Genomic DNA, 13,226 nt, shown 5'->3' with positions numbered 1-13,226 from the left:
CCCCGATTACCGGTGCCGAGAAAGTTGTTCTGACTGATCGAGCCGCCAAGAATCAGACCAGCGTTCTGCGCGAAGCCGATGCTCGCCATGATCGAACCGGAAGGCTGTTCTTCGACGCTATAGTTGACGTCAATCTGGTCATCGGTACCGGGCACCTGTGGGGTTTCGACGTTTACTTCCTTGAAGAATCCCAAGCGCTCCAAACGGGTCTTGGACTGATCGATCAGGTAGGTCGAGGCCCAGCCGCCTTCCATCTGGCGCATTTCGCGGCGCAACACTTCGTCTTCAGTCTTGGTATTGCCGCGAAAGTTAATGCGATTGACGTAGGCCCGCTTGCCCGGGTCGACGACGAAAGTGATCGAGACAGTGTTGTTCTCGTCGTTGGTTTCCGGCACGCCATTGACGTTGGCGAAGGTGTAACCCTCATTACCCAAGCGACGCGTGATCAGCTCTGACGTGGTAGTCATCACCTTTCGCGAGAAAACCTGCCCTTCCTTCGCCAACAGCAAGGACTGGAGCTCTTCCTGCGGCACTTTCAAATCACCGCTCAGCTTGACGTCGCTGACGGTATAAAGATCGCCTTCAGCGATGTTTACCGTGATGTAGACGTCTTTCTTATCGGGCGTGATGGACACCTGGGTGGAGGTGATGTCCATGTTGATGTAGCCGCGATCAAGGTAGTAAGAACGCAAACGTTCAAGGTCACCGGACAGTTTCTCCCGCGCGTACTTGTCGTCGTTGCGGAAGAACGACAACCAGTTGCTGGTCTTCAGCTCGAACAGATCGGTGAGATCTTCATCCGGAAAGACAGAATTGCCGACGACATTGATGTGTTTGATCGCCGCGACGGAGCCTTCGTTGATGTTGATTTTCAGCGCGACGCGGTTGCGCGGCTGGGGGACGACCTCGGTCTCGATCGTGGCAGAGTAGCGACCCTGAGCAACATATTGGCGCTGCAGTTCGTTGCGCACACCTTCAAGCGTGGCGCGCTGAAAGATCTCACCTTCCGCCAGACCTGACTGTTGCAGGCCGGAAAGCAGGTCTTCGGTCTTGATCGCCTTGTTGCCATCGATCTCGATGCCGGAAATCGACGGGCGCTCGACCACATTGATTACCAGTACATCGCCTTCACGGCCAAGTTGAATATCCTCGAAAAAGCCGGTGCGAAACAGCGCGCGGGTTGCATCGACCAGACGACTGTCGTCGGTTGCCTGGCCAACGTTCAGCGGCAATGCACCAAATACGCTGCCAGCTGAGACGCGCTGCAGACCATTGACGCGTATATCGGAAATAGTGAAGGACTCGGCGTGAACTTCGGCAATCATCAGTGCGGAAATCACCGCAGGTAGCAGCAGACGTTTCATGAAGTCCTTTCTTTTCAAACCTGATAATTGAACCTGCGCTTGGCGCGGCGACATCAAGGTATATGGCGGTTAAAGGCGGCCAAGGTCGTTGACCAACGCAAGCAGCATCACCCCAACAACCAGGCTGATACCGATCTGTACTCCCCAGCCCTGGACCCTGTCCGACAAGGGACGTCCACGGACCCACTCGACCAGGTAGAAGAGCAAATGCCCTCCATCCAGGACGGGGATAGGCAATAGATTGAGTACCCCAAGACTTATGCTCAGGTAGGCGAGGAAGTTCAGAAAGTCGCCCACGCCGGACTGTGCAGAAGCGCCCGCCACTTTAGCAATGGTTATCGGACCGCTCAAGTTTTTTACCGAGAGCTCCCCGAAGAGCATTTTCTTAAGCGAATCCAGCGTCAGAACGCTCATTGTCCATGTGCGACGGAGCCCTTCCCCGACCGCTTCGACAGGGCCGTGACTGACCTGCCGCAGCATCTCAGGCGGCCATTCCCCGCCCGCAACGCCCGCACCGAGATAACCCCGCCGCGTGCCCCCTTCGCCACGCTCGGCCAGCGTCAGCGGCAGCTCAATCTGATCACCGTTACGCTCGACCTGCAGCAAAACAGCCTGTCCACCCAGCGGTTTGACTCGATCTATTACGTCTTGCCATTCGGTAAGCGCCTTGCCATCAAGGCCGACCAGGCGATCCCCAATCAGCACACCGGCCGCGTGTGCGGGCCCTTCGGGATCCAGCTGAGCGACCACCGGGGCAACTTCCGGACGCCAGGGACGAATACCCAGTGAGCCGATCGGATCCGGGTCCTCGGCGCCTTTCAGCCAATCCTTCAGTTCCAACTGCAACCGCTGCGGCTGATCGCCATCAACGCCGCGCACCAACAGCTCTAACGAGCCGCTTTCACCAAGCCGCCTGATCAGTTGCAGATTCACCTCTGCCCAACCAGCCGTTGGCTTGCCGTTGATTTCGACAATTTCCTGCCCAGCCATCAGCCCGGCTCGCTCAGCAAGGCTGCCAGCCTCTACAGCCCCAACTACCGGCCGCACCTGTTCGGTCCCCAGCATTGCCAGCGCCCAGAAGAACACCAGGGCAAGCAGGAAGTTGGCTAAAGGCCCAGCCGATACAATGGCGAAGCGCTGCTTAACACTCTTGCGATTGAAGGCTTGCCCCAACAGGGCAGTCGGCACGTCACCCTCGCGCTCATCGAGCATCTTGACGTAGCCGCCAAGTGGGATAGCCGCGAGAACGAATTCGGTGCCTTGACGGTCATGCCAGCGCAACAGAGGCCGACCGAAACCTACCGAGAAACGCAGAACCTTGACGCCGCAACGCCGCGCCACCCAGAAATGCCCGAACTCGTGGAAGGTTACCAGTACACCCAGCGCCACCAGGGTGCCGATAATCATGTACAGCGCGCCCATATTTCCTCTGCCTCGAAAGGTCTTTTAAAAGCCTGCGACTCAGATCAATGCCGGAGCGCTACAGCCAAGTTGGGACTTTTAGCACTACCGCTCGCGACGTTGCAGCCAGCGCGAAGCGAGCCCGCGAGCCTGTGCATCGGCAGCAAGCACATCTGCCAGGCAGCGAGCTGGAACCGACGCTTCCTGACTGAGCACGTCCTCGATGATACTCGCGATTTCCGTGAAGCGAATGCGGCCATTGAGGAAAGCATCCACCGCCACCTCATTTGCGGCATTGAGCATCGCGGGCGCCGTCCCACCCTCTTGGGCGGCCTGTCGAGCAATCCGAAGACACGGAAATCTGTGCTGGTCGGGAGCCTCGAAATCCAGACGGGCTACCTGCAACAGATCGAGGGCCGATACGCCGGAGTCGATTCGTTCCGGCCAGGCCAGTGCATGGGCGATCGGTGTGCGCATGTCCGGGTTACCCAGTTGCGCCAGGACCGAGCCATCGACGTAGTCGACCATCGAGTGAATGACGCTTTGCGGGTGAATCACAACCTCGATCTGCTCCGGGCGCGCATCGAACAGCCAACACGCTTCGATGAGCTCAAGCCCCTTGTTCATCATGCTCGCCGAATCGACCGAAATCTTGCGGCCCATGGACCAGTTCGGGTGAGCACAGGCCTGCTCTGCTGTCACGGCAGCGAGCTGATCGAGAGGAAGCTGGCGGAACGGCCCACCGGACGCGGTGAGCAAAATCCGCCTTACGCCTACGCGGCGCAGGCCCTCGGCATAATTGCCCGGCAGACATTGGAATATGGCGTTGTGTTCGCTGTCGATGGGCAGCAGCACCGCCTCGCTGTCATGTAGCGCCTGCATGAACAGCGCGCCGGACATGACCAGTGCTTCCTTGTTCGCCAAAAGCACCCGCTTGCCGGCCTGGACCGCCGAGAGCGTCGGGCGCAAACCGGCCGCACCCACAATTGCCGCCATGACGACGTCGACCTCGGGATGCGCTGCAACTTCGCTTAGGCCACCCTCACCTACCAGCACGCGCGTCTTGACACCGTCGCTGTCGAGTTGATCTTGCAGAACGCGGGCCCTGGCACTGTCGGCCACAACCGCATAGCGGGGCTGGTGCAGTCGGCACAGCTCGCGCAATTCGACAATGCGACTGAATGCCGTGAGCGCAAAGGCTTGGTAACGCTCGGGGTGACGTGCGATGACATCCAGCGTGCTCAGACCGATGGAGCCGGTGGCGCCCAGAACCGTTACCTGCAAGGGGCCACTCACCATGCACCCCAGCCGGCAAGCCACAACAGGACCGTGAACACGGGTACCGCTGCGGTCAAGCTGTCGATACGATCCATCACGCCACCGTGTCCGGGAAGCAGCTGACTGCTGTCCTTGATACCCGAACTGCGCTTGAACATGCTTTCGGTCAGATCGCCCACCACAGAAATGACCACCACCAGAGCCGCCCCCAACAGAGCGAGCACCAGCTCACGTGCAGACCAGGACTGGTAAAGCCCAACAAACAATGCGATTAGCAGGCTGGTAATCAAGCCGCCAATCATTCCCTCCCAGCTTTTGCCTGGGCTGACCTGCGGAGCGAGCTTGCGACGACCAAAGGTCTTGCCCGCCGCATAGGCACCGATATCAGCCCCCCAGACCAGGACCATCACCGCAACGATCAACCAATTACCCTGCGGCCACTGTTTGAGCAAAACCAGGCCCTGCCAGGCGGGCAACAGAATCAATAAACCAATAAGCAGGCTGCCGGCACGCCCGCCCCAATGTCGCTGACTTCGGGGATAACTGAGCACCAGAGCCGTCGCAGCCAACCACCAGACGACGCTGAGCGCAAGCAACCAGGGCGCCAGGGACGGCGACATGTAGAGCCCGGCAAGCAGCAGGCCGACAGCCATCGCGTAAAACACCCGGACTGGTTGAGCCTCAAAGCCGGCCAGGCGCGCCCACTCCCAACCACCCAGTACGACGACGACGCCTATGAATAAGGCGAAAGCGAGACCGTCGAGAAGAAAAAAACCAATCAGTGCGATCGGAAGAAGAATGGCTGCGGTGATGATGCGAAGCTTCAACATTCAGCTCGAACCTCCATTGCCACCTGATCACCGGTCTTGCCGAAACGTCGTTGGCGTTTGGCGAAATCGGCCAACGCTGTACGCATTGCGTCGTGCTTGAAATCGGGCCAGAACAGGTCTGAGAAATACAGCTCGGCATAGGCCAGCTGCCACAGCAGGAAATTGCTGATGCGTCGCTCACCTCCGGTGCGAATACAGAGGTCCGGCAGAGGCATGTCGCCGGTTGTCAGATAGCGCTGAAAGACTGCGGGAGTCACCTCGTCTGGATTGAGACGGCCCTGCTGCGCTTCGCGGGCCAACCGCTGTGCCGCCTGGGCAATATCCCACTGGCCACCATAGTTGGCCGCAACCTGAAGCACGAAACGGCCGGACCCCGCAGTCATCTCCTCGGCATTGAGCATCGCAGCCTGCAACTCCGGATGAAAGCGCGAACGATCACCGATGATTCGCAAGCTGATGCCGTTCTCGTTGAGCTTACGCGCCTCCCGACGCAGCGCGGTCAGGAACAACTCCATCAACGCACCGACCTCCTCGGCCGGCCTCTGCCAGTTCTCACTGGAGAACGCGAACAGCGTCAACACCTCTACGCCCGCCTCGGCACAGACCTCGATGACAGCTCGCACCGCATCGACACCCGCCTTGTGTCCAGCCACGCCAGGCAAGAGACGCCGCTTTGCCCAGCGATTGTTACCATCCATGATGATTGCGACATGACGGGGTACATTCCGTCCGGCAATCTGCCTGACCTTATCCATGAAACGACTCTACCTGCGCTCAATCACGCTGCGAACAATGGGAGAAACCGCCGATGGCAATTTCCGGGGATACGACTGATTAGCCCCTCGCGCCACGAACCTGTCGGGCTCGGCGCACTCCGACGTGTGCAGTACGGACGAAGTCCGGTACAGCGACATCAAACCGCCATCAGGTCGTTTTCCTTACCTTCAAGCGCCTTGTCAATTTCCGCAACGTACTTGTCGGTCAGCTTTTGAACGTCGTCTTGACCGCGTCGTTCCTCGTCTTCGCTGATTTCCTTCTCCTTGACCAGATCCTTGAGCTGCGCAATCGCATCACGACGGATGTTACGCACCGCAACACGCGCGTTTTCAGCCTCGGCACGGGCCTGCTTGGTGTAGCCCTTGCGTGTTTCCTCGGTCAGCGCTGGCATTGGTACGCGGATGGTGGTTCCAGCGGTGGCCGGGTTCAAGCCCAGATCGGACGTCATAATGGCTTTTTCCACGGCCTGAATCATGCCCTTGTCGAACACTGTCAAGGCCAGGGTGCGCGAGTCCTCGGCGACCACGTTGGCAATCTGGCGCAGCGGAGTGTCGCTGCCGTAATACGACACCATCACACTGTCGAGAATACTCGGATGAGCACGACCGGTACGAATTTTGGCGAACGCGTGCGCCAGGGATTCCAGGGTCTTCTTCATGCGCTCTTGAGCGTCTTGCTTGATCTCGTTGATCATTGGTTCTGTTCCTCGATCAGAGTTCCTTCAGCGCCGCCAAGCACGATATTGAGCAGGGCGCCGGGCTTGTTCATGTTGAACACCCGAAGCGGCATGTTGTGGTCGCGACACAGGCAGATGGCGGTCAAATCCATGACGCCCAGCTTGCGATCAAGCACATCATCATAAGTCAGCTGCTCGAACTTTTCGGCATTCGGATCCTTGAACGGATCGGCCGTATAAACACCATCAACCTTGGTGGCCTTGAGCACGACGTCAGCATGAATCTCGATGGCGCGCAGGCACGCAGCCGAATCGGTAGTGAAGAACGGGTTGCCGGTGCCGGCCGAGAAGATCACCACTTCGCCGCTCTTCAGGTGACGCATCGCCTTGCGACGGTCGTAATGATCAGTGACCCCGACCATCGAAATCGCCGACATGACCAATGCTGGGATATTCGAGCGCTCCAAGGCGTCCCGCATGGCCAAGGAGTTCATGACGGTAGCGAGCATGCCCATATGGTCGCCCGTTACCCGATCCATGCCGGCGGCAGACAGAGCCGCACCACGGAAGAGATTGCCACCGCCGATGACGAGACCAACCTCTACGCCTATGCCCACCAGTTGCCCAACTTCCAAGGCCATACGATCGAGCACCTTGGGATCGATGCCAAAGTCCTCCGAACCCATCAGGGCTTCGCCGCTTAATTTGAGCAGAATGCGTTTATAGCGAGGATTGCGTGCACTCATCTGCTGAGCCATTGGCGTTGTCTCTCCTGCGGCATTGTATGACTAGGCTGGCCTGCAGCCGAAAAAATGTCTGCGCTATGACAGCGCAGTATCACATTGGTGCCAAGCGATGACTGTCGCATTGGCGAAAAACATTCCGCCCCTCCAATCCGACAAAGAGGCCGCGCGCGTGAGCGGGCAGCCTCTTCGAGGGACGGCAGAAGCGTTTTATTGCTTGGTTGCAGCTACCTGAGCGGCGACTTCAGCGGCAAAATCGACCTCGGCGCGCTCGATGCCTTCACCTACTTCGTAACGAACGAAGGAAACGATTTCGGCACCGGCCTTCTTCGCCAGTTCACCAACCTTGACGTCAGGATCTTTGACGAAGGCCTGCTCGACCAGGCTGGCTTCAGCAAGAAACTTGCTGATGCGGCCTGCAACCATCTTCTCGACGATTTCGGCCGGCTTGCCTTTGATCTTGTCTTCGTTCAGCGCCAGGAAGATTTCCTTTTCCTTTGCAACAGCTTCCTCGGAAACCTGCGATGGATCCAGGAACTGAGGATTGCTAGCGGCGACGTGCATGGCGATTTCCTTCGCCAGTTCAACGCTACCACCCTTCAGCGCAACCAGGACACCGATCCGGTGGCCATGCAGATAGGAACCGACCAGATCAGCTTCGACAGTGGTCAGACGGCGGATATTGACGTTCTCGCCGCACTTGGCAACCAGCGCTTCACGATTGGATTCCTGAGCGGCGATCAACGGGGCGGCATCGGTCATCTTCTCGGCGAAGGCTTTCTCGACACTGCTATTGACGAAATTCTTGAAGTCGTCCTGCAGGGCCAGGAAGTCGGTTTGCGAGTTGACTTCGATAATCACGGCACGCTTGTTGTCATCGGCAACCTTGACCGCAATAGCACCTTCAGCAGCAATATTGCCGGCTTTCTTGGCTGCCTTGATGGCACCCGCGGCACGCATATCATCAATTGCTTTCTCGATGTCGCCACCAGCGGCGGTGAGCGCCTTTTTGCAATCCATCATGCCTTGGCCAGTGCGCTCGCGCAGTTCTTTAACCAGGGCTGCAGTGATCTCTGCCATGTTCGCAAATCCTCTCGATTCGATTGTCGATCATGCCCTCAACTCGGGCGATCAATTTGGAATTGGCAAAAAGGGGGCATAGCCCCCTTTCTGTTCAACGGGTATCAGCTAGGCGACAGATGCGCTCAGCCTTGAGCAGCCTCGGTGGCTGGCTCTTCAACGAACTCGTCAGCACCGCCAGCGTTGTTCTGACGACCACGCAGTACAGCATCTGCCATGGAGCCCAGGTAGAGTTGCACGGCACGGATGGCATCATCGTTACCAGGGATGATGTAGTCGACGCCTTCCGGACTGCTGTTGGTATCAACGATGCCGATAACCGGGATACCCAGCTTGTTGGCTTCGGAGATAGCAATGCGCTCGTGGTCGACGTCAACAACGAACATGGCGTCCGGCAGACCGCCCATGTCCTTGATGCCGCCCAGGCTACGATCCAGCTTCTCCAGATCGCGCGTACGCATCAGCGCTTCTTTCTTGGTCAGCTTCTCGAAGGTACCGTCCTGAGCCTGGGTTTCCAGCTCACGCAGACGCTTGATCGAAGCACGAATGGTCTTGTAGTTGGTCAGCATGCCGCCCAACCAGCGATGATCGACGTACGGCGAGCCACAACGAGCCGCCTCTTCGCGAACGATCTTGCCAGCAGAACGCTTGGTACCAACGAACAGAATCTTGTTTTTGCCTGCAGCCAGCTTCTCAACGAAACGCAGCGCGTCGTTGAACATCGGCAGGGTTTTCTCAAGGTTGATGATATGAATCTTGTTACGCGCGCCAAAGATGTACTTATTCATCTTCGGGTTCCAGTAACGGGTCTGGTGGCCGAAGTGCACACCGGCCTTCAGCATATCGCGCATAGTGACTTGAGACATGAGAGTTCCTCAGATAAGTCGGGTTAGGCCTCCACGCGTCCCGATATCCAACTCTTGCGAGCACCCAGGATACCGTGTCGACACGTGTGTGGGGTCAGGCTCGGCAGGTAGTCCCGCAGAGCGGCGCGTTTTATAGCACAAGCACGCATCGGAGGCTAGCGCGGATCTGGTATTGATTGTAGTGCCGGGACTTACCACTGACTGTCCTGGCCGCCGGGGCCGTCTGCAGGCCGAGCCCTCTTTGGTTTATCATTTGCAGTTTGTACCCAATATCGCCCGCGCCTCTTGGCGCCAAGAGGATTGCATGACTGTTTCCATCAAGACGCCTGAAGACATCGAAAAAATGCGCATTGCCGGCCGCCTCGCTGCTGAGGTGCTCGAAATGATCGCGGAGCACATCAAGCCGGGCGTCACCACCGAAGAACTGGACCGCATCTGCCACGAGCACATCGTGAATGTGCAACAGGCTGTACCCGCCCCGCTCAACTACAAGGGCTTCCCAAAATCGATCTGCACATCGATCAATCACGTCGTTTGCCATGGCATCCCCAACGACAAACCCCTCAAAGACGGCGACATCCTCAATATCGACATCACGGTCATCAAGGATGGCTACCACGGCGATACCAGCCGTATGTTCACCGTCGGCAAAGCGCCAGAGTGGGCCGAGCGGCTCTGCAAGGTGACGCAAGAGTGCCTTTATAAAGGGATCGAGGTGGTCCGCCCGGGAGCGCGCCTCGGCGACATTGGTGAAGTGATTCAGAAGCATGCCGAGAAGAACGGCTTCTCCGTTGTCCGCGAGTATTGCGGGCATGGCATCGGCAAGGTTTTCCACGAGGAGCCCCAAGTGCTGCACTACGGCCGAGCCGGGACCGGGCTAGAGCTAAAGGAAGGCATGACCTTCACCATTGAGCCCATGATCAACCAGGGCCGGTCGGAAACCCGCCTGCTTGGTGACGGCTGGACGGCGATCACCAAGGACCGCAAGCTTTCCGCTCAGTGGGAACACACCCTTGTGGTCACTGCAGATGGCTACGAAATCTTCACCCTGCGCAGCGATGACACGATAGCCCGCACATCGCCCTGAGTTTCTTGACGTTTTGATGGAGGGCGACGGTATGCCTCTGGTTGATTCCGAATTGTTCGACCGCAGCCAGTTCCAGGCTGAGCTGGCACTCAAGGCCAGCCCCATCGCCGCCTTCAAGAAAGTCATTCGCAAGGCGCGGGAGGTGCTCGATGCGCGCTTCCTCGCCGGCCAGGATATCCGTAGCCTGGTCGAAGGCCGCGCCTGGTTCGTTGATCAGATCCTGCGCGCCGCCTGGGCCCGCTTCGACTGGGACAACGAGGCAGAGATTGCGCTGGTCGCCGTGGGCGGCTATGGCCGCGGCGAACTGCATCCTTATTCCGACATCGACCTGCTAATCCTGCTCGATAACAACGATCAAGAAATTTTCCGCGACGCCATCGAGCAATTCCTGACTCTGCTGTGGGACATCGGCCTCGAAGTTGGTCAGAGCGTGCGCTCGGTGCAGGAGTGCGCAGAAGAGGCACGGGCGGACCTGACCGTGATTACCAACCTCATGGAAAGCCGCACGATCGCCGGTCCCGAACGCCTGCGTCAGAACATGCTCAAGGTCACCAGCTCTTCGGAAATGTGGCCGAGCAAGGAGTTCTTTCTCGCCAAGCGTAACGAGCAGGCCGCGCGCCATTCCAAATACAACAACACCGAGTACAACCTGGAGCCAAACGTCAAAGGTTCGCCTGGCGGGCTGCGTGACATACAGACCATCCTGTGGATAGCGCGGCGCCAGTTCGGCAGCTTGAACCTTAGCGCCATCCTCGATCAGGGGTTCCTGACCGAAGGCGAACACTCGTTGCTGGTGGCCGGGCAAGAGTTCATCTGGCGTGTCCGTTACGGACTGCACATGCTGGCCGGCCGTGCGGAAGATCGCTTGCTGTTCGACCACCAGCGCAGCCTTGCCGCCCTCCTCGGCTACGAAGACAGCGACGCCAAACTGGCGATCGAGCGCTTCATGCAAAAGTACTACCGCGTCGTGATGAGCATTTCAGAGCTAAGCGATCTGGTCGGACAACACTTCGCCGAAGTCATCCTCTGGGAGGGCGACGGCGGTGATGCGGTGCCGCTCAATAGCCGCTTTCTGGTTCGCGATGGCTATTTGGAAGTGGCCGATGATTCGGTATTCAAGCGCAGGCCGTTCGCGATCCTGGAAATCTTCGTACTGCTGGCCCAACACCCGGACATTCAGGGTGTAAGGGCGGAGACCATTCGGCTCCTAAGGGACCACCGGCATCTGATCGACGATGAGTTTCGCAGCGACATACGCAACACCAGCCTGTTCATCGAATTGTTCAAGTGCAAGGAGGGCATCCACCGCAACCTGCGGCGGATGAATCGTTACGGCATTCTCGGACGGTATTTGCCCGAGTTCGGCCATATCGTCGGGCAGATGCAGCATGACCTCTTTCATATCTACACGGTCGACGCCCATACGCTCAATGTCATCAAATACCTGCGCAAACTGAGCAAACCCGGCGTTGCCGAGAAATATCCACTGGCCAGCAAACTGGTGGAAGAGCTACCCAAGCCGGAGCTGATCTACATTGCAGGGCTCTACCACGATATTGCCAAGGGTCGCGGCGGCGATCATTCGGAGCTTGGCGCGGTGGATGCTCAGGCCTTCTGCGCCCGCCACAAGCTACCCGCGTGGGATACCCGCCTGGTGGTCTGGCTGGTGGAGAATCACCTGGTGATGTCCACCACCGCGCAGCGCAAAGACCTGTCCGACCCACAGGTGATCAACGACTTCGCCCATTTGGTCGGTGACGAAACTCATCTCGATTATCTCTATGTGCTAACAGTGGCGGATATCAACGCCACCAACCCGACTCTCTGGAATTCCTGGCGGGCCAGCCTGCTGCGTCAGTTGCACACCGAAACCACACGAGCACTCAAACGTGGCTTGGAAAACCCGCTAGGACGCGAAGAGCAGATTCGCCAGACTCAGCGCGCCGCGCTTGACAATCTGGTGCGCAACGGCACCGATCCGGACGACGCCGAGCAGCTATGGTCGCAGCTCGGTGATGACTACTTCATGCGCCACAGCTCGGTCGATGTGGCCTGGCATACCGAAGCCATCATCGAGCACCCGAGTGACGGCGGCCCGCTGGTCCTGATCAAGGAAACCACCCAGCGTGACTTTGAAGGCGGCACTCAGATTTTCATCTACGCGCCGGATCAGCACGACTTCTTCGCCGTAACCGTGGCGGCCATGGACCAGTTGAACCTGAACATTCACGACGCCCGCATCATTACCTCAAGCAGCCAGTTCACCCTGGACACCTACATCGTGCTGGATGCCGACGGCACCCCCATCGGCAACGACCCCGAGCGTACGGAAGAAATCCGCCAAGGTCTGATCGATGCACTGCGTAACCCGGACGACTACCTGACGATCATTCAGAAGCGCGTACCCCGGCAGCTCAAGCACTTTGCGTTTCCGCCGCAGGTGACCATTCACAACGACATGCAGCGCCCGCAGACGATCATCGAAGTCGTCGCCCCCGACCGCCCCGGACTACTGGCGCGCATCGGCCAGCTATTCCTGGATTTCGATCTGTCAGTGCAAAACGCCAAAATCGCCACGCTCGGTGAGCGCGTCGAAGACGTATTCTTCGTCACCAACGCCGACAACCAGCCATTGTCCGATCCACAGCTGTGCATGCAGCTGCAACAGGCGATGATCAAGCAGCTGACTCAGGACAACGAGCACCAGCCCTCCCCTAGCAGCTTCATCATCTAAGGTAATTGCGTGGTCGCTTCGACAACGAGGCGGCAACGTCGCCGCAGGTCCGCTTCAATCCCAGGGTTTGCCGCGGGTTTTGGCGGTATAGGGCAGCCTCTGCTGCATGGCTGCCTTCGCCAGAACATGGGCGCTGACCGGCGCGGTCAAAAATAGAAACAGGGTGATCAGCACTTCATGGATGCTGAGGCCGTTGCCCTGATTACTGAAGAAGATCATTGAGGCGACGATGATCCCGCCGACCCCAAGCGTGGTTGCCTTGGTCGGCCCATGCAATCGCGTGAAGAAATCAGGAAGGCGATACAAACCAATCGCCCCAACCAGCGCGAACACGCTACCGACGATCAGAAACGCGCTCACCAGCAGCTCTATCCAGAATGGCATGCAGCC

Annotated in this window: 12 protein-coding genes; 2 read left to right on the top strand and 10 right to left on the bottom strand. The window is 58.4% G+C overall.

Annotation, left to right across the window (positions count from 1 at the left end; translation table 11 throughout):
* The 9 genes from bamA to rpsB form a co-directional block, all read right to left on the bottom strand.
* Positions 1 to 1,364 (bottom strand): outer membrane protein assembly factor BamA (gene bamA, locus PSTU_RS0117880; RefSeq protein WP_019342387.1); only part of this gene is annotated, 1,364 nt, incomplete at its 3' end.
* A 69-nt stretch (positions 1,365 to 1,433) separates the two neighbouring features.
* Positions 1,434 to 2,786 (bottom strand): RIP metalloprotease RseP, encoded by a 1,353-nt coding sequence (gene rseP, locus PSTU_RS0117875; protein WP_019342386.1) that lies wholly within the window; start codon positions 2,784 to 2,786, stop codon positions 1,434 to 1,436.
* A gap of 84 nt (positions 2,787 to 2,870) precedes the next feature.
* Positions 2,871 to 4,064 carry a 1-deoxy-D-xylulose-5-phosphate reductoisomerase gene (gene ispC / locus PSTU_RS0117870; RefSeq protein WP_019342385.1) on the bottom strand — a complete coding sequence of 398 codons (1,194 nt, stop codon included), beginning with the start codon at positions 4,062 to 4,064 and terminating at the stop codon, positions 2,871 to 2,873.
* Entirely contained in the window at positions 4,058 to 4,873 is an 816-nt protein-coding gene (locus PSTU_RS0117865; RefSeq protein ID WP_019342384.1) for a phosphatidate cytidylyltransferase, read from the bottom strand. Before PSTU_RS0117865 ends, ispC begins: the two co-directional genes overlap by 7 nt.
* The gene (uppS, locus tag PSTU_RS0117860; protein WP_019342383.1) at positions 4,867 to 5,628 is read right to left on the bottom strand and encodes a polyprenyl diphosphate synthase; all 762 of its coding nucleotides are present in this window, start codon (positions 5,626 to 5,628) and stop codon (positions 4,867 to 4,869) included. The genes PSTU_RS0117865 and uppS overlap by 7 nt, the downstream gene beginning before the upstream one ends.
* Before the next feature lie 158 nt (positions 5,629 to 5,786).
* Complete coding sequence (gene frr, locus PSTU_RS0117855) at positions 5,787 to 6,344, bottom strand: ribosome recycling factor (RefSeq protein WP_019342382.1); 558 nt, start codon at positions 6,342 to 6,344, stop codon at positions 5,787 to 5,789.
* On the bottom strand, positions 6,341 to 7,084 hold the full coding sequence (gene pyrH, locus PSTU_RS0117850; protein ID WP_019342381.1) for a UMP kinase: 744 nt from the start codon (positions 7,082 to 7,084) through the stop codon (positions 6,341 to 6,343). Before pyrH ends, frr begins: the two co-directional genes overlap by 4 nt.
* Positions 7,085 to 7,279: 195 nt before the next feature.
* Positions 7,280 to 8,149: a translation elongation factor Ts gene (gene tsf, locus PSTU_RS0117845; protein ID WP_019342380.1), complete on the bottom strand. Its 870-nt coding sequence runs from the start codon at positions 8,147 to 8,149 to the stop codon at positions 7,280 to 7,282.
* Between the two features lie 125 nt (positions 8,150 to 8,274).
* Positions 8,275 to 9,015 carry a 30S ribosomal protein S2 gene (gene rpsB / locus PSTU_RS0117840; protein WP_019342379.1) on the bottom strand — a complete coding sequence of 247 codons (741 nt, stop codon included), beginning with the start codon at positions 9,013 to 9,015 and terminating at the stop codon, positions 8,275 to 8,277.
* Positions 9,016 to 9,319: 304 nt separating this feature from the next.
* On the opposite strand from rpsB, the gene map reads away from it, so the two are divergent.
* Positions 9,320 to 10,102: a type I methionyl aminopeptidase gene (gene map / locus PSTU_RS0117835; protein ID WP_019342378.1), complete on the top strand. Its 783-nt coding sequence runs from the start codon at positions 9,320 to 9,322 to the stop codon at positions 10,100 to 10,102.
* A gap of 31 nt (positions 10,103 to 10,133) precedes the next feature.
* Positions 10,134 to 12,836, top strand: a complete 2,703-nt coding sequence (locus PSTU_RS0117830; RefSeq protein WP_019342377.1) for a [protein-PII] uridylyltransferase — start codon at positions 10,134 to 10,136, stop codon at positions 12,834 to 12,836.
* A 54-nt stretch (positions 12,837 to 12,890) separates the two neighbouring features.
* Here the strand turns inward: PSTU_RS0117830 and PSTU_RS0117825 are convergent, their stop codons facing one another.
* Positions 12,891 to 13,220: a Na+/H+ antiporter subunit G gene (locus tag PSTU_RS0117825; RefSeq protein WP_019342376.1), complete on the bottom strand. Its 330-nt coding sequence runs from the start codon at positions 13,218 to 13,220 to the stop codon at positions 12,891 to 12,893.
* Positions 13,221 to 13,226: the final 6 nt, after the last annotated feature.

It is taken from the genome of Stutzerimonas stutzeri SDM-LAC (assembly GCF_000235745.1).
GTDB classification, from domain to species: Bacteria; Pseudomonadota; Gammaproteobacteria; order Pseudomonadales; family Pseudomonadaceae; genus Stutzerimonas; species Stutzerimonas stutzeri_H.
This window is presented reverse-complemented; position numbering and strand designations above follow the sequence as displayed.

What these genes read in the sequence shown, in the direction of transcription:
- rseP (WP_019342386.1), bottom strand. Translation starts at nt 2,786, where the DNA reads ATGGGCGCGCTGTACATGATTATCGGCACCCTGGTGGCGCTGGGTGTA.
- ispC (WP_019342385.1), bottom strand. Translation starts at nt 4,064, where the DNA reads ATGGTGAGTGGCCCCTTGCAGGTAACGGTTCTGGGCGCCACCGGCTCC.
- PSTU_RS0117865 (WP_019342384.1), bottom strand. Translation starts at nt 4,873, where the DNA reads ATGTTGAAGCTTCGCATCATCACCGCAGCCATTCTTCTTCCGATCGCA.
- uppS (WP_019342383.1), bottom strand. Translation starts at nt 5,628, where the DNA reads ATGGATAAGGTCAGGCAGATTGCCGGACGGAATGTACCCCGTCATGTC.
- frr (WP_019342382.1), bottom strand. Translation starts at nt 6,344, where the DNA reads ATGATCAACGAGATCAAGCAAGACGCTCAAGAGCGCATGAAGAAGACC.
- pyrH (WP_019342381.1), bottom strand. Translation starts at nt 7,084, where the DNA reads ATGGCTCAGCAGATGAGTGCACGCAATCCTCGCTATAAACGCATTCTG.
- tsf (WP_019342380.1), bottom strand. Translation starts at nt 8,149, where the DNA reads ATGGCAGAGATCACTGCAGCCCTGGTTAAAGAACTGCGCGAGCGCACT.
- rpsB (WP_019342379.1), bottom strand. Translation starts at nt 9,015, where the DNA reads ATGTCTCAAGTCACTATGCGCGATATGCTGAAGGCCGGTGTGCACTTC.
- map (WP_019342378.1), top strand. Translation starts at nt 9,320, where the DNA reads ATGACTGTTTCCATCAAGACGCCTGAAGACATCGAAAAAATGCGCATT.
- PSTU_RS0117830 (WP_019342377.1), top strand. Translation starts at nt 10,134, where the DNA reads ATGCCTCTGGTTGATTCCGAATTGTTCGACCGCAGCCAGTTCCAGGCT.
- PSTU_RS0117825 (WP_019342376.1), bottom strand. Translation starts at nt 13,220, where the DNA reads ATGCCATTCTGGATAGAGCTGCTGGTGAGCGCGTTTCTGATCGTCGGT.